This is a genomic window from Pseudomonas sp. CFBP 13602 (assembly GCF_014842725.1).
GTDB lineage: Bacteria > Pseudomonadota > Gammaproteobacteria > Pseudomonadales > Pseudomonadaceae > Aquipseudomonas > Aquipseudomonas baltica.
In genome coordinates this window covers 1-19,748 of sequence record NZ_JACYVT010000011.1, presented here as the reverse complement: position 1 = coordinate 19,748, position 19,748 = coordinate 1, and the positions used below count along the sequence as shown (strand labels likewise).

The following is a 19,748-nucleotide window of genomic DNA, read 5'->3' as shown; positions in this document are numbered from 1 at the left end:
CAGCTCTGCGACGAGGTGCCGATATGGGGGGATCAAGAAGACCTTTTCATGGCGACCACCCATAACCACAACGACGGTCGTCCGGTCTGATCCTTTACTGTCAGGAGCACATTTATGAACGGCTGGTTCGGCAATATCAGCGTTACCCGAAAACTTGCGCTGGGCTTTGGCCTGGTGCTGGTATTGACCGCGCTGCTGGCGCTGACCGGCTGGACCAGCTTGAGCAGCCTGATCCAGCGCAGCAACTGGATGAGCGACATTTCCGAACTGAACAACAGCCTGACCAAGCTGCGCATCGTGCGCCTGCAGTACATGCTCGCCAACGGCGATGATGCATCTGCGCAAACCGTACAGACCCAACTGGACGCTTTCGAGACCCAGCAGAAGAACTTGATCGACGGCTTCAAGAGCCCCGAGAACCTGCAGCGCCTCAAGGCCCAGTCCGAGCAGATCGACGCGTATCAGAAGTCGTTGAACCAGATGCGCGACGGCTACAAGGCCAGCAATGTCGCGCGGCAGAACATGACCGCCACGGCGACGGCTGCCACCGAGCTGGTCAACCAGATCAATCAGGCAGTGCTTGCAGTGCCCGACGGCGACCTGCGCTTCGACGAATTCCAGGCCATCACCCGCGTCCGTGAACTGATCCAGCAGACGCGCTACGACGTGCTCGCCTATACCAGCAACGTCAATGAAAAATCCGAACAGGCCGCCTTCGCCCAGATGGACCGCGCCGTGGCCGAACTGCAGCAGCTGTCCGCCCGCCTGCCCACCGAGCAGTCTCGCTTCCAGCAACTCAACGCCGCGCTGGGCAACTACCGCACTGCAGTCGCCGGCTTCAAGGCGGCAATCGCCAACATCGCTACGGCGCGTGCCGAGATGACCGTGGAAGGCGCCGAAATCGTTCGCCTGAGCGACGAGCTGTACAAGATCCAGATCCAGCGACGCGATGCCGAAAGCGCCGAAGCGCGCAGCTATCAAATCGGCGCCGCGCTGCTGGCCCTGATCTTCGGGATCCTTGCCGCGTGGATCATTACCCGCCAGATCACCCGCCCGCTGCAGCAGACACTCGAAGTCGTCGAACGCATTGCCGGCGGCGATCTGAGTCAAAACCTGCAAGTCACCCGCAAGGACGAGCTGGGCGTGCTGCAACAAGGCATCCAGCGCATGGGCGCAACCCTGCGCGAGCTGATCGGCGGCATCCGCGACAGCGTCACCCAGATCGCCAGCGCTGCCGAAGAATTATCCGCCGTCACCGAACAGACCAGTGCCGGGGTCAACAACCAAAAGGTCGAGACCGATCAGGTCGCCACCGCCATGCACGAGATGACCGCGACCGTTCAGGAAGTGGCGCGCAACGCCGAACAGGCCTCGGTGGCCGCCACCACCGCTGACGATGAAGCGCGTGAAGGCGACAAGGTGGTGGGCGAAGCCATCGCGCAGATCGAGAAACTGGCCGACGAAGTCCGTCGCTCCACCGAAGCGATGAACGCCCTGCAGAAGGAAAGCGACAAGATCGGCAGCGTCATGGACGTAATCAAGGCAGTCGCCGAGCAGACCAACCTGCTGGCCCTCAACGCAGCCATCGAGGCGGCCCGCGCAGGCGAGGCCGGACGCGGCTTTGCCGTGGTGGCCGATGAGGTTCGCGGGCTGGCCCAGCGCACGCAGAAATCCACCGAGGAAATCGAAGGCCTGGTGGCCGGTCTGCAGATGGGCACGCAACAGGTGGCCAGCGTGATGTTGAGCAGCCGTGGCCTGACTGACAGCAGTGTCGAGCTGACACGCCGCGCCGGCACTTCGCTTGCGAACATTACCCGCACGGTGTCCAGCATCCAGGCGATGAACCAGCAGATTGCAGCTGCGGCCGAACAGCAAAGCTCGGTTGCCGAGGAAATCAGCCGCAGCATCATCAACGTGCGCGATGTATCGGAGCAGACGGCCGCCGCCAGTGAAGAAACGGCCGCCTCAAGCGTCGAGTTGGCACGCCTGGGCAACCAGTTGCAGATGATGGTCAGCCATTTCCGCGTCTGAGCACGCACACCCAAATACTGACGCGGCTCACGCCGCTGCTACGGAAACCGATCCCCTGTAGCAGCGGCGCAAGCCGCGTCCGGCCGCAACACGACCCAACCCGCTCACTCCACTTCCTTCAACACCCGCTCTTCATGAAAGAACGCGTTCGGGTCCACACCCGCGCGGAAAAAGTACCCGTAATCCTCCAGGTAATACAGCGTCTCCACCCGCTTGAGGTTGTCTTCCAAGTGCGAACAGCGCAGCTTCTTCGCCTGACCGCTCAAGCGGCCATTGACCTGGGTCGCGGGCAACTGCTGCTCGACACGGCAGTCGAACGCCTGACGCGGCTTGCCGTACTCGCCGACCACGCTGTTGCTCATCTTGCCATCGGTCACATAGCCCAGCTGCGCACCCACCGGCATGTTCTTCCAGTCCCCGCTGAACGCAATGGCATTCAAACCGACGTTGTCCACCATCGGCGCTTCGCCGCTGTAGACGGTTTGCTGGGCCAACGCTACCAAGCCGCGAAAGCTCACCGCCTGCCCCTCGAAATTGCTGCCTTTGGTGCGCACCGAGAGCAGACCCGACGCCTTGTCCTGGCTGAACGATTTTTCCTCGGTGAACGGTGCGCTCTGCCCTTTGAGATGGGCCGTACCGGTTTCCACTACCCGTTTCAGCACCTTTGCCGGTTTCGGCAGGTTCAACTGCTTGACCGCCGACAGCGCCGGCGCCTGCACACGCGGGGTGGCCAGCACCAACGGAGCCTTGCTCCGCGGCTTGAACGCCGGCAATCCGGCCAGGCCTTCGGGCTTGCCGCAGGCAGCGTCGAACACCCGTCGATAATCCGGATCGCTGTCCTTCACGTTGTAAGTCTTGGGCTCGAAGAACACCCCACCATCGGTCACCGTGTTGTGCTCATCCAGGTCATACCCGGCCAGCAGGCTGAACGTCTGCTTGGTGCAGTCCAGGGCATAGCGCTCGCGTTTCTGTGCATAGGGCGCGTTGTGTGGCTGATCGTGGCCGATGGTCGGCGAGTCGTAGGCCGCCCAGAACTGCAACTGCCCCTCGACGGTAGCCAAACTGTTACGGTCGATCAGCACCCATTGCTCATCGCCCTTGCCCAACAGCACCCGCCAATCGGGCTGGGGAGTGGCGGCGCAGGCGCGCTGGAAAGCGGGATTGGCATTCAACGCCGCTACCTGCGCAGCCGGGATCGGACGGGCCGGCGCATACTTGCCATCGGGGCTGGCGAAATAGATGCGTTTCACCCCGTCCAGATAGATGAGGCTGGCGCTGGGGCTGGAACACGCCGCCTCGACTTGCAGCAAAAAGCCGAACGGCGACGTGTCGGTCTTGGGCTGCAGCAACATGAAGCTCAGGCGATCACCGTTGCGCAGCACACTCTGCGGCACGGGCGGCTGCGACATCGCCTCCTTGAACATGTCCTGCGCCTGTTCGTTGCCAAGGCTGCCGTCGTCAGGCCCCTTGCTGGAACAACTGGCCAGAGTGACGAGGGCGGCGAGCAATGCGATGCGCTTCATGATGAGTCCCGGGAATGGCGATCAGGCGTCATGGTAAGCGGCGTATCGAAAGCGGCGCAATCCACCCGCCGCCGCTTCAGCAGGCGTAGGCCGCCAACTTGTCCTGAATGAAGTCCAGAAAGCACTGAATCCGCAACGCCAGCTGTGAGTTGCGGTAGTACACCGCATTGATCGGCTGGCGGTAACCGCTGTTGGCATCGGCCAGCACCACCTGCAAGCGCCCCTGGCGAATGTCTTCGTGGGTCATGAAGTGCGAGAGACAGACGATCCCCTGCCCTTCCAGCGCCAGCTGCCGTAACGTTTCGCCACTGGACGCCGCCATGCGTGGCTGGATCTGCAGTCGATCGCCCTCGGCATGGCGCAACGGCCAGTGGTTGAGCGTTTCGGTCTGGGTGAAGCCCAGCAGCACGTGCTGACTCAAGGCCTCGACCGTTTCCGGCACGCCGTGGCGCTCGAGGTAGGCGGGGCTGGCGAGGATGTTCAGCGGGCTGCAACCCAGCGACCGGGCGTGCAGGGTAGAGTCGGCCAATACCCCGATACGGATGGCGACATCGGTGCTGTGCTCGATCAGATCAATGATCAGATCATTGCTGTTGAGCTCCAGCAGAATGTCCGGGTAGCGCTGACGAAACTCCGCCACGTACGGCACGATCGCGTGCAGCATGAACGGTGACGCGGCATTGATGCGCAAGCGCCCGGCCGGCGTCTGGTGACGCAGCGACAAGCGCTCTTCCAACTCATCCATGCGCGCCAGGATCTCCTTGGCCTGCTCGAAGAAAAACCGCCCCTCTTCGGTCAGGTCCATGCGCCGCGTGGTGCGGTTGATCAAGGTGGTGTCCAGCTTGGCCTCGAGCTTGGACAAGGTACGGCTGACCGCCGAAGGGGTCTGACCGAACTGCTCGGCGGCGGCAGAAATGGAGCCGCTCTGAATGACGGCGACGAAGACTTGCAGCTCATCGGATCGAGATTTCAACCCAGGCCTCATCGGATCTACCAGGACCTGCGAAACATACACCAATCCTCGCCCCTGGCGAGCGTGCCGTCAGCCCAGCACCTTGGCCAGGTGTGCCTGATACCGCGCGACATCGTTGTCGATGTTCGGCATCTTCATCACGTCGACGCTGAGGAAGGTCGGCAAAGCGGTCATGTCGAGAAATTCGTTGGCCTTGTGGAACGGGAAATACACCGCGTCCACGCCTTTGCCCTCGAAGAAGTCGGCCGGATCGTCGAACGCCTGCTGCGGCGCGTTCCAGGTGGCCGAAATCATGTACTGCTTGCCCTTGAGCAAGCCACCGCTGCCATATCGCTGCGAGGCATCGGAACGCGTCCTGCCGTCATTGGCATACAAGCTGCCATGGCCTTCGGTGAACACCTCGTCGATGTATTTTTTCACGGTCCATGGCGCCCCCATCCACCAGCCCGGCATCTGGTAGATGACCACGTCGGCCCAAAGGTATTTCTGCACTTCTTCGGCAATGTCGTAGCCACGGTCGATGAAGGTCTGCTTCACGTCGAAGCCGGCGCGGTCCAGGTAGGCCACGGCGGCGTCATGCAGGGTCTGGTTGTAGCGACCGTCGGAGTGGGCGAACTGCTTGCCGCCGTTGAGCAGAAGAATCTTTTTCATGAATGTGGCCTCGTTGACTGTGCGAGAAATATCGATGGGCGCAGTCTAGAGGCCTTGCCCGCGAGGAGTAAGCGGGCAGTGCGCAAATCTCTCTTGCTTGAGAGTCACGAATGAGTGGCCATTGTTGCGTAGTTGTCGGCAGCAACGCGCCCTGGCCCCACCGTCGCGGAGCAAGGCTGCTCGGTTGCCGCCAACGCTGTTGCTACTCCTTGGTCAGGTCCACCAGCGGCGTCTGCCGCACTTCGGTCTGGCGCTCGCCCTGAATCGTCTGGATGGTTTTCAGCGCCTTGTCCACGGCCGGTTTGTCCGCCAGCAGGCTGTAGCTGATGCTGAAGTGCTTCTGCTGTTTGGGCTCGATGGTCGGGACCAGATTCAAAGGCCGCTGGTAACGGCGGTTATAGGAAAAACTGGTGCCCGGCTCCAGCCCGGTCACATAGCCCTGGCCTTGCGTATCGGTGTTCTTCCACAATGAAAACACCGGCAACTGCTGGACGTTGAAACCCACCGCCACGCCCAGGCTGCCGGCCTTGTTGTGCAGCACGGTCAGGGTGTCGCCCTTGGCATCGGCATAGGGCACCACGTTGTACACGGTTTCGTCATAGTCCCTGGTGGGTGCGCGATAGGTCTGCCAATCGCCCAGATCAGCCTTGGCCTTGTCGTTGAAAGGCGACACCTGCTTCACCGCCGCCGCAAACCGCGCGCCCTCTTCCAGGAACGGTGTGCTGAAGTTGCTGTGGTACAGCGCCTGGTATTCCTTGGGGTAGTCGCCGTTGTTGGTCAAGGTGTCGTTGAGCACGAAACGGGCCGTCCCCGGCTCGGTCACCAGCTCGGTCTGCGCGGTGAAATCGACCTTCTTGAAAGCCTGCTCCTGCAGCTCGCCACGCACATGAATCGCATACGGCGGCGCCTCGTCGATGTGCACCGTGACCTTGCTGGCCGGAATGTTCGCGGCGCGACCGTGCAGGGTCAGCAGCTCACCGTTGTCCATGCCCGGATGGCCGACCCATTCGTAGCCGCAGCGTGTCACCAGTTCGTTGAAGCCCTCCAGCCAGCCCAGGCCTCCCCGGCCGTTGAGCTCGATGAAGGCCGGATTGACCACTTCTTTCACGGGCGAATCCCAGCCCATGCGCGCGTCGCCCACCTGGGCGTGGAGCACGTTCATGCCCCGTGTGGGCACCAGCGTCAGCTTCATGGTGCCGTTATCAATGTCGATCAGGCTGACACCTTCCTGGCGACCCCCGTGCAGGGTGCGCATCGTGATGGAGAACGGCTTGTCGACCTTGACGCCCAACTGTTCGCTGGTGATGCGCTGGTTCTGCGCAGGCTTGTCGCTGTCCAGCAACACGAAGTCCCAGGCCAGAGCGTGGGCGCTGAGGGTGAGTGCGGAGATGGCACAGGTGAGGGGAAGCAGTTTCATGGGGGGGCCCTTTCTTGGAGTTATGGATCATGCGGTGAATCGATTCAGCTATCAGCCGAGTCTAGTCCCCTTCCGCCCATTTGGAAATCCGCGTGTAGCAGCGGCGCAAGCCGCGTCCGCTGCACCGCGCACCCTCCCCCGTTTGCTATGCGACCGTGTTACTCGGCAGGACGCTGATACGCCTTCACGATCGCAGAAAAATCCAGCTGCCCCTCTCCCCGCAAGCTCATTGCCTGATACAGCTGTTGGGCTACGGCACCCAGAATCACCGGCTGGCGTGCCTGCTTCGCCGCTTCGGTAGCCAGCCCCAGGTCCTTCAACATCAGCTCGGCGCCGAACCCCCCACTGTACCCGCGGCCCGCGGGCGCTGTTTCAATGACCCCCGGCCAGGGGTTGTAGGTGTCCGAACTCCAGCAGCGCCCGGTCGAGCTGTTGATGATGCCCGCCAGTACCTGTGTGTCGATGCCCAGGGCATTGCCCAATGCCATGGCTTCCGACACGCCGACCATGGAGATGCCCAGCAGCAGATTGTTGCAGATCTTGGCGATCTGTCCGGTGCCGACCTCGCCACAGTGGACGATGTTGCGGCCCATCTGCGCCAGCACCGGCTGCAGCTGGCCGAACAATTGCGCCGACGCACCGACCATGAAGGTCAAGGTACCCGCCTGAGCGCCACCGGTGCCGCCCGACACAGGCGCATCGGCCAGATCAACGCCCTGCCTGGAGGCTGCGGCAGCGATATCGCGCGCAGTCTGCGGATCGATGGTGCTGCAATCCACTGCTGGCGTACCCGCGCGAATGCCAGCAAGCACGCCTTCCTCACCCAGGTAGACGCTGCGCACGTGCGCCGCTGCCGGCAACATGGTGATCACCAGTTCGCCCTGGGCAGCGGCGTTCTTGGGCGAAGCACTGACGTGGCCGCCCAACTGCGCCAATTCCGCCAGTACGTCCTGGTTCAGATCGAACACATGCAGCGTGTGGCCTGCCTTGAGCAGGTTGCGCGCCATGGGCGCGCCCATGTTGCCCAGGCCTATGAAAGCAATGTTCATGGCAATGCCCTATTTCAAGTTGATGGTGGTGTTGACGCCGTCGTTCACGCTGTCATCGTCGAACCAGCGCGCCGTGACCGTCTTGGTCTGCGTGTAGAACTGCACCACCTGCTTGCCGTAGGGCCCCAGGTCGCCAAGTTTGGAACCGCGCGACCCGGTGAAGCTGAACGACGGCACCGGCACGGGAATCGGGATGTTGATACCTACCTGGCCTACGTCGATCTCGCTCTGGAACTTGCGCGCCGCAGCGCCGCTCTGGGTGAACAAACCCACGCCGTTGCCGAACGGGTTGGCATTGACCAAAGCGATGGCTTCGTCGAGGGTATCCACCTCCAGGGTGATCAGCACCGGCCCGAAAATCTCCTGGGTGTAGATCTGCATGTCCGTGGTGACCCCGCTGAACAAGGTCGGGCCAACGAAGTTGCCCTGCTCGTAGCCAGGCACCTGCACACCGCGACCGTCGAGTTCCAACGTCGCGCCTTCCTCGACGCCACTGTCGATCAAGGCCGTCACACGCTCGAGCGCACGGCGGGAAATCACCGGGCCGACGTCGGTGCCCGGTTCATTGCCAGCGTTGACCTTGAGCTTCTGCGCCAGCGCCTTCATATCGGGAATCCACTCGCGCGACTTGCCCACCAGCACGGCGACCGAGGTGGCCATGCAACGTTGCCCGGCTGCACCGAAGGCGGCGCCGACCAAGGCGTTGAGCGTTTGCTCGCGGTTGGCGTCCGGCAATATCACGGCGTGATTCTTCGCGCCCATCATCGACTGCACGCGCTTCCCATGCCGGCCGGCCAGGTCATACACATGGGTGCCGACAGCGGTCGAACCGACGAACGACACCGCCTTGATGTCGGCATGGGTGCACAGCGCATCGACGACGTCCTTGCCACCGTGCACCACGTTCAATACACCGGGCGGCACGCCTGCTTCCAATGCCAGCTCCACCAGCTGGACCGTGGACAGCGGATCCTGCTCCGAAGGCTTGAGCACGAAGGTGTTACCGCAGACGATCGCCATGGGGAACATCCACAGCGGAATCATCGCCGGGAAGTTGAACGGCGTGATTCCCGCGCACACACCGATGGGCTGACGCAGCGTGTAGGTATCGACGCCACCGGCGACGTTCTCGGCGAACTCGCCCATCTGCAGGCTGCCGATGGAGCAGGCATGCTCGACCACTTCCAGGCCGCGGAAGATATCGCCCTCGGCATCGGCAATGGTCTTGCCCTGCTCGGCACTCAAGGTCTGCGCAATGCGCTTGGAATGTTCCCGGATCAATGCCTGCAGCTTGAGCATGATGCGCATGCGCGCACCCAGTGGCGTCAGGCGCCAGGTCTTGAATGCACGCTGCGCGGCGGCTACTGCAGCATCGACCTCGTCGGTCGTGGCGAAGGGCACCCGCGCCAGCACTTGCTGGGTGGCCGGATTGACGATGTCGCGCCATTCCTGGGTGGTCGAGGCGACCCACTGCCCATCGATCAGCAGTTTTACATCGTCGATCTTGCTGGCATTCGGTTGAACGGACACGTTCATGGATGACCTCCGCGTATTTATTGTTGTGGCGAGACGGTTCTGCGATGGAGTATAGATGCTGCAAACATCTAACAAGAACTCACAATAAAGCCGGTCCAACATGCAAAAAGACCTTAGCAGCCTGAACTGGGACGATCTCAAGTTCTTTCTCGAAGTGGCTCGTACGCGCAAGGCCAGCATCGCGGCCAAGCGCCTGGGCGTGGACTACACCACCGTATCGCGGCGCATCGGCTCGCTGGAAAATGCCTTGGGTACCCTGCTGTTCGAGAAGTCGCGGACCACAGGCTTCGTCCTCACTGCCGAAGGGCAGCGCCTGCTCGCTTCGGCCGAGTCGATTGAAAGCACCCTGCACATGGCCTGCGAGCAGGTTTCCGGGTCCGGCGTGGCGCTGTCAGGGCATATCCGCATGGGCTGCACCGAAGGCTTCGGCAGCTTCTTCATCACCCCGCAGCTCAGCCACTTCGTCGACACATACCCGGCCATCTCGGTCGATATCCTGCCGCTGCCGCACTTCATCAGCCTGTCCAAACGCGAAGCCGATATCGTCATCGCCTTGGAGCGTCCCGAACATGGGCCCTACGTCTGCTGCAAACTCTGCGACTATCGGCTCAAGCTGTATGCCACGCGGACCTATCTAGATCGTCATCCCCCCATCGAAAGCAGCGCCCAACTCAGCGAGCACCGGTTCATCAGCTACGTCGACGACCTGGCCTTCAGCTCCGAGCTGCTGTACCTGAACAAACTGCTGCCCAACGTCAACGCCGGGCTGCGCAGCACCAGCGTGATTGCCCAGTACACCGCAGCGCTCCAGGGGCATGGGTTGGTCATATTGCCGTGCTTCCTCGCCGCGCAGGACGAACGCCTGGTGGAAGTCCTGCCCGAAGAAGTCGATATCACTCGGCAGTTCTGGATGTACTGCCGGGAGGACCTGCGCAAGCTCAAGCGGATCATCCTGCTGTGGGATTACATCCGCGACGTCACCGACCGCAACGCTGCACTGCTGATGGGACACTCGCGCACCACCGAGCCCCTGTAGCAGCGGCGCAAGCCGCGTCACGCACGTCTCACGACTTCCACTCGAGCATCAGCCCACTGAGTCTCTTGACCCTGCGCCGCACAGCCTCTTCGAACACACCCCTGCGGGTTTCGATCAAGGTGAACCAATGCTTGGCCCGCGTGATACCGGTGTAGATCAGCTCCTTGGTCAATACCGGATTCAAGGCATCAGGCAGGATCAGCGCCGTGTGCGCGAACTCCGACCCTTGGGATTTGTGCACCGTCATCGCATAGACCGTCTCGACGTCATTCAAGCGACTTGGCAGCACGAAGCGGATGCCCCCCTGCCCGTCGTTGCGCGGAAAGGCCACGCGCAGCACCATTCGATCGCGCTCGCCACCCTCGGGCAGCATCAGCGCAATGCCGATGTCGCCGTTCATCAAGCCCAGGCCATAGTCGTTGCGTGTCATCAATACGGGCCTGCCCTCATACCAGGGTTGGCCACCCTCAATGAGGCGCGCTTGGGTCAAGGCCTGGGTCGCGCGAGCGTTCAGGCTTTCCACACCCCAAGGCCCCTTGCGCACGGCGCACAGCAACTGGAACTCATCGAACGCGTTCAGCAACCCACGGGCCCAGGTGGCCCAAGCTTCATCTTCCAGACGTGTTTCGGCCGGCGGCCGAGAGGTACCGATCTGCTCCAGATAACGTCGATAACCTTGTGGTCCGTCGGCGTCGCGACCGTGTCCGTCCAGCAGCAGGCGCAGCAACGCCACATCGTGCTCGCCCTTGAGCGGCAGCCAATGAACATCGGGATACTGGCCTTCCTGCAGCAAGGCACGCGCGCCGTCGGCGTCCTGCAAATTGACCCTGGCTGCCAGCTGGCCAATGCCGCTGTCCTCGCCGAATCGGCGCGAGTGCCGCAGCATGACCACCTGCTGCGCGAGGGCGTGATCACGTTCGTTGCCTTCGAGCAGCCCGCTGCGTGCGAGGTCCTCGCCGCTGACCTGCTCCAACCAGGCGCGCGTCGCCGGGCTGTAGTAGCCGGACTCGGCCTGGCTGCACAGGTCGCCCAGCACCGCACCCGCCTCGACCGAGGCCAACTGGTCCTTGTCGCCCAGCAGCACCAGCCGGGCATGGGCCGGCAGCGCATCGAGCAGATTGGCCATCATCTCGAGGTCGATCATCGAGGCTTCGTCCACCACCAGTACGTCCAAGGGCAAAGGGTTGGCTGCATCATGACGAAAATGCCGCGTGCCCGGACGGCTACCCAGCAGGCGATGAACCGTGGTCACCTCGGTCGGAATACGCGCCTTGATTGCGGTGTCCACCTGCAGGCTCTGCACCTGCAAGCTGATCGATTCGGTCAGCCGCGCCGCCGCCTTGCCGGTCGGTGCCGCCAGCCGGATACGCAACGGTTTGTCCTGCGCCACCGCGGGCCCCTGCAGGAGTGCCAGCAGGCGCACCACCGTGGTGGTCTTGCCCGTTCCCGGGCCGCCCGTAACGATACTGAAAGCACCCCGCACGGCCAGTGCGCAAGCCAGTTTCTGCCAGTCGATCCGAGCGCCGTCGGTGGCCCCGAACAATTGCGTCAGACGTTGCGCAAGGTCCTCCGGTACCGGCTCGCGCGTGGCCAGCCGCTGACGCAGCGCATCACCGATACGCCGCTCGTACGCCCAGTAACGACGCAGGTACAGGCGCTGGCTCGAAAGCACCAGAGGCGAGCTGCCTGTCGGGTCATCGGCGCCCCCCACCAAGGAGCTGTTGGCCAGGCTGGCAAGCCAGGCTTCGGCACCCAGGCCTTGAAGCAACTGCGATGGCAGCAGGGCCGCGCCCCCTTGCAAGTCGCCCTCGGGTGGCAGGGACAAGGCAAAATCCGGTGCCTGCAGCGTCGCCGCCAGATCCAGGCAGACATGCCCATGCCCCAGCTGGTGGCTGGCGAGGGCGGCAGCAAGCAATACGAGAGGGTTGCCCTGCGGGTCGAGGTCGGCAAGAAACGCTACGAAGGCTTTGTCCAGCGCACGCAGCCAACCGCGCTCCACCCAGCGCTCGAGCAACGCCAACAGGTCGGCCGTGCGTGTTCGGGGCTGCAGCTGAGCAAGGCTGTGTGCATCCAGAGGGGTGGGCAGCAGGTCGGCAAACGAGCGGGTCATGGTGCACTTTCCTCGAACAGGTCGGCCTGGACATCACGGCGTCCGCCTTTGAACAGCGCATCGAGTTCCTCGATGAGCTCACGGGGTGGCCGGGTGAAGTACACGCCCTGGCTGGGTGCCCCAATGCCGCGCAGAAACACGAACGCCGCACCGCCCACGTGTTCGTCGTAGTCGTACCCTGGCAGCCGCGCCTTCAACTGGCGGTGCAAGGCGAGCAGGTACAGCACGTATTGCAGGTCGTAGCGGTTGGCCAGGATGCATTCGGTCATCGCAGCGTGGGTATAGGCGGCATCATCCGGACCCAGCCAATTGGATTTGTAGTCGGCAACGTAATACTGTCCCTGATGCTCGAAACACAAGTCGATGAAGCCCTTGAACATGCCGTTGAGCATGGCGCCTTCGGCTGGCATTCGAAGCGCGCCGGGATGCGTGTACTGGCGCACCAGGGTATCGAGACGGCTTACGTCGACCTTGTGGCTGGCGAACCAGAACTCCATCTCGATCTGGTATTGGTCGAGATCGGCCATGCGTACCGGGGCTCGTTCGGACCCAAGCTGCAATGGCTCGTCGATGAAGCGCCGCAACCAATCGTCCAGGGTAGGGATCCAGCCGCTCCAGCCGCGCCGACTGCAACGCCGCGCGACGTTGTCGGCCAGTCGCTCCGGGGCCGCGGCAACGCTGGCAAAACCTTCGCGCCCTGCCCATTCCAGCAAGCCGTGCAGAAAAGTGCCCGGCCCGGGGCCACGGGGAAAACGGTGAATGTCGCCACTGGTGGCCGGCACCTCGCGCGGCACCTGCGCGTCCAGGCGCTCATCGTCCATCAGTTTCTGCTCGAGAGCGCTGTCGGGCGCCTGGTCATCATCCGCGCCCAGGGTGTCGCTGATGCGCAACGCGCTGTAGGACGCTATCCACCAGTTCTCCCGCGCACTGCGCTTTGGCAGGCGCACCTTGAGCAGCGCGGCGTCGCTGCGCAAGGGTACGTAACGGCTATCGTCCACCTCTGGCACTGGCACACTCACGATGTCTGCGCACCCCGCACTCGACGCCTGCAGCCAACTCGCAAGCTGGCCTGCATCGGCAAGCGGCTGCCCGCCGCCAAGCAGATACCCGATGGCCGAACGATGGAACACCGACTCCTTGGTCGCACCGCGCTTGAGGTCGGCGATGCCGAGCCAGCAGCCGTGCTGAGCCCGGGTCAGGGCCACGTAAAGCAAGCGCAGGTCCTCGGCCAAACGTTCGTCGTCGGCCAAGGCCACCTGTTCGGATGTAGGGTTGAGCGTCAATTGCACGCGGTGAGCCGCGTCGTGGTAAACCAACGGCAATCGCTTGCCGTCGACCGGTTTGCAACTGCAGATGAAAGGCAGGAAGACCAGTGCGTACTCTAGCCCCTTGGACTTGTGGATAGTCACCACCTTGACCAACTGCTCGTCGCTTTCCAGACGCAGGATATGCTCCTCCGCTGCGCTGCCGGAAAGTGCCAGCTGTTCGCTCAGATGACGGATCAGCGCCTGCTCGCCGTCCAGCTCGCTGGACGCCTGCTGCAAGAGTTCGCACAGGTGCAGCAGGTTGGTCAGGATACGCTCGCCATCGTCACGGCCGATCAGCGCCAGTGGCAGGTCGAAATCATGCAGCAGGCGGCGCAGCATCGGCAGCACGCCCTGGGTGCGCCAGATGTTTCGATAGCCACGGAACTGCATGACCCGCGCTTCCCATTCCAGCTCGCTCAGGTTCAATTGCTCCAACTCGTGCAAAGAGCGGTTCAGTGTGACGCTCGCCAAGGCGGCTCGCAGTTGCCGCTCCGAGTCAGGCTCGGCGCACGCCTTCAGCCAGGCGAGCAAGTCATGGGCTTCCTGAGCGGCAAATACCGAGTCCTTGTCCGACAGGTACACACTGCGGACTCCACGGTTGGTCAACTCAGCACGCACGGCCTGGGCTTCTTTGCCATCACGCACAAGAATGGCGATATCGGCCGGCAGAATACCGCTGACCCTGCGTTCCCCCACCTGAAAACCGGCATGCCCAGCCTGCCCCGCATTCAACAGACGCACGATTTCCGCCGCGCAGGCACTGGCCAGCGCCTTGCGGTACGCGACGCCGGAAACGGGCTGGTCGCTGGGCAGATGCCAGAGCGTCAAGGCCGGTACGGCCTGCCCGTCCACGATCAAGGACTCCTTGCGCCCCTGGGCCCGCACATCCAGAAATGGCACAGGGTTGTCATCGCCTTGGCGGAACAGGAATGCACCTCGCCCCTGCGCACGCTGCTCGGCCTGCATGAACATATGGTTGACCGCGCCGACCATGGCCTGGGTAGAGCGGAAGTTGGTACCCAACGTATGCAGCCTGCCCTCGGTTGCCCGACGCGCCTGCAGATAGGTATGGATATCGGCACCCCGAAAGGCGTAGATCGCCTGCTTGGGGTCACCGATCAGGAACAGGCCGGTCTCCTGCTCGTTTCGCTCGATGTGGTAGATGCGTTCGAAGATGCGGTACTGAACCGGATCGGTATCCTGAAACTCATCGATCAGGGCCACGGGAAACTGTTCACGAACCAGCTCGGCCAACTGTTCACCACCAGCGCCCTGCAAGGCCCGGTCCAGCCGCACCAGCATGTCGTCGAAGCCCATCTCGGCACGCCGGCGCTTTTCTTCCTCGAAGCGCGCGCCGATCCACTGCGCTGCATGCCTCAGAACCGCGCTCTCAGGCGTCGGCAAAGCCGCCAGTGCCGCAGGCAGCTCGACCATCGCGTGCAAGCCGGCGTGCTCCGGCGCATCGCCTTTCCAGGCTTCGGCCATGCCGTCGGGGGTCAAGCGGGTAAAACCGGTACCGATATCCAGGTCGTGTTGGTTTGGATCCGTAGCCCAGGCGGTGATCTTTTCAAACCAGGGTTCGAAGTAGCGTGCCTGCATCTTGCGGCCATCGACTGCCTTGGCCGCCACCGCCTGCAGGCAGATTTCACGCAACTGAGTGGCCCACTGAGGCCAAGGTTCCTTGAGTTCGACCAAGGCTCGCTCACGCTCGGCCAGACAGCGGTCGATCAACTGGCCGGGCTCATCGCCCGATGCATCTTGCTGTACATGCGCGAACAGCCCCCGCACCCGACCAAGCAATGCCGCAGGCCCGCCAAGATGAGCGCGTACCCAATCCAGCGCAGCGCCATGCATCGGGTAATAGAACCGCCGCCAATAGTCACGCACAACCTCGCCCAGCAGTTCGCTGTGATCGGTTTCCAGGCTCTGGGTGAACAGGCTGCCGCTGTCGAACGCGTGTTCGCGCAGCATGCGCTGGCACCAACTGTGAATCGTGGAAACGGCAGCCTCGTCCATCCACTGGGCAGCGATATCCAGTCGGCTGGCACAGGCCGGCCACTGGCCAAGTTCGAATTCGTCGCGCAACTGCTCGACGAGCGCATCCGGTGCCGTTATCTCGTTTCGGAAAAACCGCGCGGCTTCGGCCAGACGGATCCGAATGCGCTCGCGCAGCTCCTTGGTTGCGGCATCGGTGAAGGTCACTACCAGGATCTGCGGGGGCAGCAGTTCGCGTCCGAAGCCGTTGATGTCTCCACCATGCCCAAGTATCAAACGCAGATAGAGTGCGGAAATGGTGAATGTCTTGCCGGTGCCGGCACTGGCTTCAATCAATTGGCTGCCACGCAGTGGAAAAGCCAATGCCAGTGGACGTTCGAGCGATGTCATGAGCGAGCCTCCTTGTCATCGACCGATCTCCAGGGCGCCTCCAGCATGGGCTGGTACAAGGCTTGCGCCCAGCCTTCGAATTCTTCCCCGTCCATCAAGGCATCGAAATCAGCGAACTGGCGCATCAGTGCCATCGCCTCCCGACGCTCGCCATTACTCGTCACACCATCGCCCTCGTACGCTTTGCGTGCTGCCAACAAAGCCTTTTCCTCATCGTTGTGCGAAAGCCAGGCCACGGCCGTTTTCACGGCTACCGGCAGGGGCCGGGTCATGCCCGCTTGCCAGGCCAGCAGCAGATCGCTCAGGGCGTTCCGAGCCTGGTCCAGGGGCAGTGGCTCGAGCAGCAGGGTATCGTCACTGGCAACTACCGCAGTGGTCAGCGGCAATCCAACGGCGCAGGATGCCAGGTGCAAGACCCAAGGGCGTACCAGCCGATGCCATTTGCGCGAACGCACGCCGCCAATGGCGTTGGCAATCGTTGAAACGCTGAGGTAGCTGCCGTCTTCACGCTGGTAGACACCCGCCAGCCATCCCTCCAGTACGACGCTCTGGGCCTGGAAAGTGATCGGCAGGGCACTGTCCAGTCGCGACGGCCACATGACGAGCAACTGACGGTAGCGCTCGAGCAGATCGGGCAGTGGCTCGATCAACTCCTCGCGCAACCGAGTGCCGAATTCCGCCATGGGCAACAGGCCGCTGCCCTGCAACTTGCGCGCATGGCTTTCCAGCGTCTCGGCAATGGCGTCGGCACTGGCCATGCCGGCACCGAGCAGGCTGTCACTGAGCGTGTAACGCTCCAGCGCATCGAGCACGAAGGGCTCGATGTCGGCCACAGGCTTTTCCGCCGACTCGAAGAAGACTTTCAGCCGCTGGCTGAAGAAATGCCTGACGGGATTGCGCAGAAAGTCCTGCAACTGAGCCACGCTCAGCGGCTCATCCTGACGATGAGCCTGCAGAGGCGACTGCGCATGGGGTGCCGCCACTTGCGCATGCAAGTGCTGCCACTCCCTGGCAAAGCTGAAAAGAGCCGGGTGGCCTTGATGAAAATACCGAGCGCTGAAAGGTTGGAGAGGATGCTCCAGCGTGAGTGCCTGCAACAGCTTCTCCCCGCTGGCCGAGTTGTCCAGCGCCTCATCGCCCGACAGCCTCCAGCCACTGGCCAAATGATCTCGCAATTGCCCGACCAGTACCGAGGGCGGTCGTTCGCTGTTGTCTCTGATACTGCGCCCAACCCAACTGATATACAGCTGTTCGCGGGCCGAGAGCAGCGCTTCCAGTAATAGATAGCGATCGTCCTCGCGCCGCGAACGGTCACCGGGGCGATAATCGCTGCCCATCAGGTCGAAATCGAGCGGTGGTTGCGCCCGAGGGTAATCGCCATCATTCATGCCCAACAGGCACACGATCTTGAATGGAATTGCACGCATCGGCATCAAGGTGCAGAAGTTGACGGAGCCCGCCAGAAAACGCTGGCTCAAGCGGCCCTGATCCAGTCCCGCGAGCCAGGCTTCACGCACCACCGTCAGCGGCAATGCTTCGACCAGCCCCACGGCCTCGCAGGTTTGCAGCCACTCTTCACGCAGCTCTTCGAGCTGGTTGAGCAGGTACTCGTCATGCTCGGTGTCGGCAGTGAAGAACAACTGCAGCATCTGATGCAGACGCACACCCCACTCGGCCGGGCTGACCGCGTGATCAAGTTGCTGACAGGCTACTTCCAGGGCATCCAGCAGCGCTGCCAGCGGGCCGATAAGCGCTGCGTCCAGGCCGCCGATCTCGTCGTAGGGCTCGATATCACTGCAGACCACACCGGTTCCGACGGCATAGCCGAGCAACATTCGCCGCAGCCCAAAGCGCCACGTGTTCTGTTCCAGCTCGATCGGCAAGCCCAGGTGCTGGCGGTGCGCCGCGTGAAGGCCCCAGCGAATGCCTGCGCCTTCGATCCAGCGACGCAAGGTCGGCAGATCACGCTCCTGAATCGCGAACCGACGCCGCAGGGCAGGTACGTCCAGAAGGTCGAGGATCTCGCTCACGGGGAAGCGGCTGTCCGGCAGCTTGAGCAGGTGCTCGACCGCTATGAGCAGAGGATCTCGCCCGCGCTGCCCCTGGTCGGTCAGCGTAAAGGGAATGAATCGGCGGTCTTCCCGGTCCAGTTGGCCAAACACTGCGCGAATGTGCGGCGCATAGCTGTCGATATCCGGCACCATCACTATCACGTCACGGGGGCGCAGTCCGGCATCGGCACTGAACCGTGCCAACAACTGGTCGTGAAGGATTTCCACTTCGCGCTGCGCACCATGCGCGACGTGGAAGCGGATGCTCTTGTCGGTCTTGATATCCACGGGTGGCCAGGTGGATTGCGTTTCACCCAGAGGGCGCAGCTCCAGAATGTCGTCCTGCAACTGACCCAGTAGATGCTGTGGCTCGCTTTCGCTGAAGAGGTCGATGCGACCATCCCGAAACGCCGACTGATAGCTGGCGGGATCATCATAGCTGTCGAGCAGATTGATGTAGTCACGGCCCTGCTTGCCCCAGGCAGCAAGCAATGGGTGTGCATGCTGATGAAGGCTGTCGGTGTCCAGCACCGCTGGCATGCCCTGCTTGCGAGCCTGACGTTTGTATTGATGACGCAGAAGGTCTTTGTCCGCCACGATATCTGCCCAGTGGTGCCTGCAGGGATTGTGCACGCACAACAACACCTGGCTGAATCGACCCAGCGCCGCCAGTGCCTCCAGACCCTGTGCAGGCAACGAAGAGATACCGAACACGATGACCCGCGAGGGTAGCGCTGCCGGCGGCTTGTCGAGCGCCGCCGCAGCTTCCATGAAACGTTGATGCACCCCTGCACGGCTTTGCGCCATGCCTTCGGAGCCTACATCCTGCAGCAGTGCCCGCCATAACTCCGCCTGCCAGCAATTGCCTGCCGGCAGAGGTTTGCTCAGCCCCCTGCCATTGCGCAGCTGATGCTTGCCTTCCGCCCAGTCCTGCAGCCAATCCGCGCGGTAGACCTGGTATTGGTCGAACAGGTCCGCCAGACGCTCGGACAGCTGGTAGCGCTTGCGCAGGTCGTTGTCGTCGAGCAGGAAGCGCTGCAGGGGTTCGAAATGGGGCTGGTCAATCAGTTGCGGCAGAAGACGCATCAAGCGCCAGGTGAGCGGCGCCTTGTCGAGCAGCGAGGACGACGGGATCTGGTCCTGCCCCAGTACGCTTCGATACAACTGCCACATGAAACTACCCGGCAACTGCACGTCTACCGCCGCAGAAATGCCTACGCCGCCCTCGTCATCCGGGCCTTCGTCCGCAGCAAGCGCGAGTTTGAGCCACTGGGCGATACCGTTGCTCTGCACCAGGATGATTTCATTTTCCAGAGGACGCAGTGGGTACAGGCGCATCCAGCTCACGACAAGGCTGCGCAGTTCGTCCAGACGATTGCCGTGTACGACCATGAAACCGGGGGTAAGGGGTGACACAGCCGACATGGGCGAAGTCCTTGAGGTGAGCGTGAATCAAGGTTCAACCTTATCAGATGTGGCTTTGCGAGTTGAGCCAGCCGGATCTGCCCCGCCTGTAAGAGACAGCTGAATGTTGAATTGATAAGTAGGAGGGGTCTTACAAAAAAAGCCGCGCAAAAGACAAAACCCCTACCTGCTTACGCAGATAGGGGTTTCGGAATTGAATCTTGACGATGACCTACTCTCACATGGGGAAACCCCACACTACCATCGGCGATGCA

At 62.5% G+C, this 19,748-nt stretch carries 11 protein-coding genes and 1 pseudogene; 3 read left to right on the top strand and 9 right to left on the bottom strand.

The window, feature by feature from the left end:
• Positions 1-114 precede the first annotated feature (114 nt).
• Positions 115-1,176: pseudogene (locus IFU31_RS21955) on the top strand (methyl-accepting chemotaxis protein); the annotation flags it as partial.
• A complete protein-coding gene (locus IFU31_RS21950) occupies positions 1,168-2,031 on the top strand; it encodes a methyl-accepting chemotaxis protein (protein ID WP_446731006.1) in 864 nt (287 codons plus the stop codon). The pseudogene IFU31_RS21955 and the gene IFU31_RS21950, both read left to right, overlap by 9 nt.
• Positions 2,032-2,135: 104 nt before the next feature.
• Here the strand turns inward: IFU31_RS21950 and IFU31_RS20125 are convergent, their stop codons facing one another.
• The 6 genes from IFU31_RS20125 to IFU31_RS20100 all read right to left on the bottom strand — a co-directional run bounded on the left by IFU31_RS20125 (position 2,136) and on the right by IFU31_RS20100 (position 9,180).
• Positions 2,136-3,554: a hypothetical protein gene (locus IFU31_RS20125; protein ID WP_192104370.1), complete on the bottom strand. Its 1,419-nt coding sequence runs from the start codon at positions 3,552-3,554 to the stop codon at positions 2,136-2,138.
• Positions 3,555-3,630: 76 nt separating this feature from the next.
• Positions 3,631-4,527 (bottom strand): LysR family transcriptional regulator, encoded by an 897-nt coding sequence (locus IFU31_RS20120; protein ID WP_122480246.1) that lies wholly within the window; start codon positions 4,525-4,527, stop codon positions 3,631-3,633.
• Positions 4,528-4,596: 69 nt separating this feature from the next.
• The gene (locus IFU31_RS20115; protein WP_192104369.1) at positions 4,597-5,178 is read right to left on the bottom strand and encodes an NAD(P)H-dependent oxidoreductase; all 582 of its coding nucleotides are present in this window, start codon (positions 5,176-5,178) and stop codon (positions 4,597-4,599) included.
• A 202-nt stretch (positions 5,179-5,380) separates the two neighbouring features.
• Complete coding sequence (locus IFU31_RS20110) at positions 5,381-6,595, bottom strand: aldose 1-epimerase family protein (protein ID WP_192104368.1); 1,215 nt, start codon at positions 6,593-6,595, stop codon at positions 5,381-5,383.
• 158 nt (positions 6,596-6,753) lie between these two features.
• Positions 6,754-7,644 (bottom strand): 3-hydroxyisobutyrate dehydrogenase, encoded by an 891-nt coding sequence (mmsB, locus tag IFU31_RS20105; RefSeq protein WP_192104366.1) that lies wholly within the window; start codon positions 7,642-7,644, stop codon positions 6,754-6,756.
• Between the two features lie 9 nt (positions 7,645-7,653).
• Positions 7,654-9,180 carry a CoA-acylating methylmalonate-semialdehyde dehydrogenase gene (locus tag IFU31_RS20100; protein WP_122480250.1) on the bottom strand — a complete coding sequence of 509 codons (1,527 nt, stop codon included), beginning with the start codon at positions 9,178-9,180 and terminating at the stop codon, positions 7,654-7,656.
• 100 nt (positions 9,181-9,280) lie between these two features.
• Between IFU31_RS20100 and IFU31_RS20095 the strand changes: the two genes are divergently transcribed.
• Entirely contained in the window at positions 9,281-10,216 is a 936-nt protein-coding gene (locus tag IFU31_RS20095) for a LysR family transcriptional regulator (RefSeq protein WP_122480251.1), read from the top strand.
• 28 nt (positions 10,217-10,244) lie between these two features.
• Here the strand turns inward: IFU31_RS20095 and recD are convergent, their stop codons facing one another.
• The 3 genes from recD to recC are packed head-to-tail and all read right to left on the bottom strand — an operon-like array spanning position 10,245 to position 19,494.
• Positions 10,245-12,326: an exodeoxyribonuclease V subunit alpha gene (recD, locus tag IFU31_RS20090; protein ID WP_192104365.1), complete on the bottom strand. Its 2,082-nt coding sequence runs from the start codon at positions 12,324-12,326 to the stop codon at positions 10,245-10,247.
• Positions 12,323-16,018 carry an exodeoxyribonuclease V subunit beta gene (gene recB, locus IFU31_RS20085; protein ID WP_192104364.1) on the bottom strand — a complete coding sequence of 1,232 codons (3,696 nt, stop codon included), beginning with the start codon at positions 16,016-16,018 and terminating at the stop codon, positions 12,323-12,325. Before recB ends, recD begins: the two co-directional genes overlap by 4 nt.
• Positions 16,015-19,494 (bottom strand): exodeoxyribonuclease V subunit gamma, encoded by a 3,480-nt coding sequence (recC, locus tag IFU31_RS20080; protein ID WP_192104363.1) that lies wholly within the window; start codon positions 19,492-19,494, stop codon positions 16,015-16,017. Before recC ends, recB begins: the two co-directional genes overlap by 4 nt.
• Positions 19,495-19,748 lie beyond the last annotated feature (254 nt).

What these genes read in the sequence shown, in the direction of transcription:
- IFU31_RS21950 (WP_446731006.1), top strand. Translation starts at nt 1,168, where the DNA reads ATGGGCGCAACCCTGCGCGAGCTGATCGGCGGCATCCGCGACAGCGTC.
- IFU31_RS20125 (WP_192104370.1), bottom strand. Translation starts at nt 3,554, where the DNA reads ATGAAGCGCATCGCATTGCTCGCCGCCCTCGTCACTCTGGCCAGTTGT.
- IFU31_RS20115 (WP_192104369.1), bottom strand. Translation starts at nt 5,178, where the DNA reads ATGAAAAAGATTCTTCTGCTCAACGGCGGCAAGCAGTTCGCCCACTCC.
- IFU31_RS20110 (WP_192104368.1), bottom strand. Translation starts at nt 6,595, where the DNA reads ATGAAACTGCTTCCCCTCACCTGTGCCATCTCCGCACTCACCCTCAGC.
- mmsB (WP_192104366.1), bottom strand. Translation starts at nt 7,644, where the DNA reads ATGAACATTGCTTTCATAGGCCTGGGCAACATGGGCGCGCCCATGGCG.
- IFU31_RS20100 (WP_122480250.1), bottom strand. Translation starts at nt 9,180, where the DNA reads ATGAACGTGTCCGTTCAACCGAATGCCAGCAAGATCGACGATGTAAAA.
- IFU31_RS20095 (WP_122480251.1), top strand. Translation starts at nt 9,281, where the DNA reads ATGCAAAAAGACCTTAGCAGCCTGAACTGGGACGATCTCAAGTTCTTT.
- recD (WP_192104365.1), bottom strand. Translation starts at nt 12,326, where the DNA reads ATGACCCGCTCGTTTGCCGACCTGCTGCCCACCCCTCTGGATGCACAC.
- recB (WP_192104364.1), bottom strand. Translation starts at nt 16,018, where the DNA reads ATGACATCGCTCGAACGTCCACTGGCATTGGCTTTTCCACTGCGTGGC.
- recC (WP_192104363.1), bottom strand. Translation starts at nt 19,494, where the DNA reads ATGTCGGCTGTGTCACCCCTTACCCCCGGTTTCATGGTCGTACACGGC.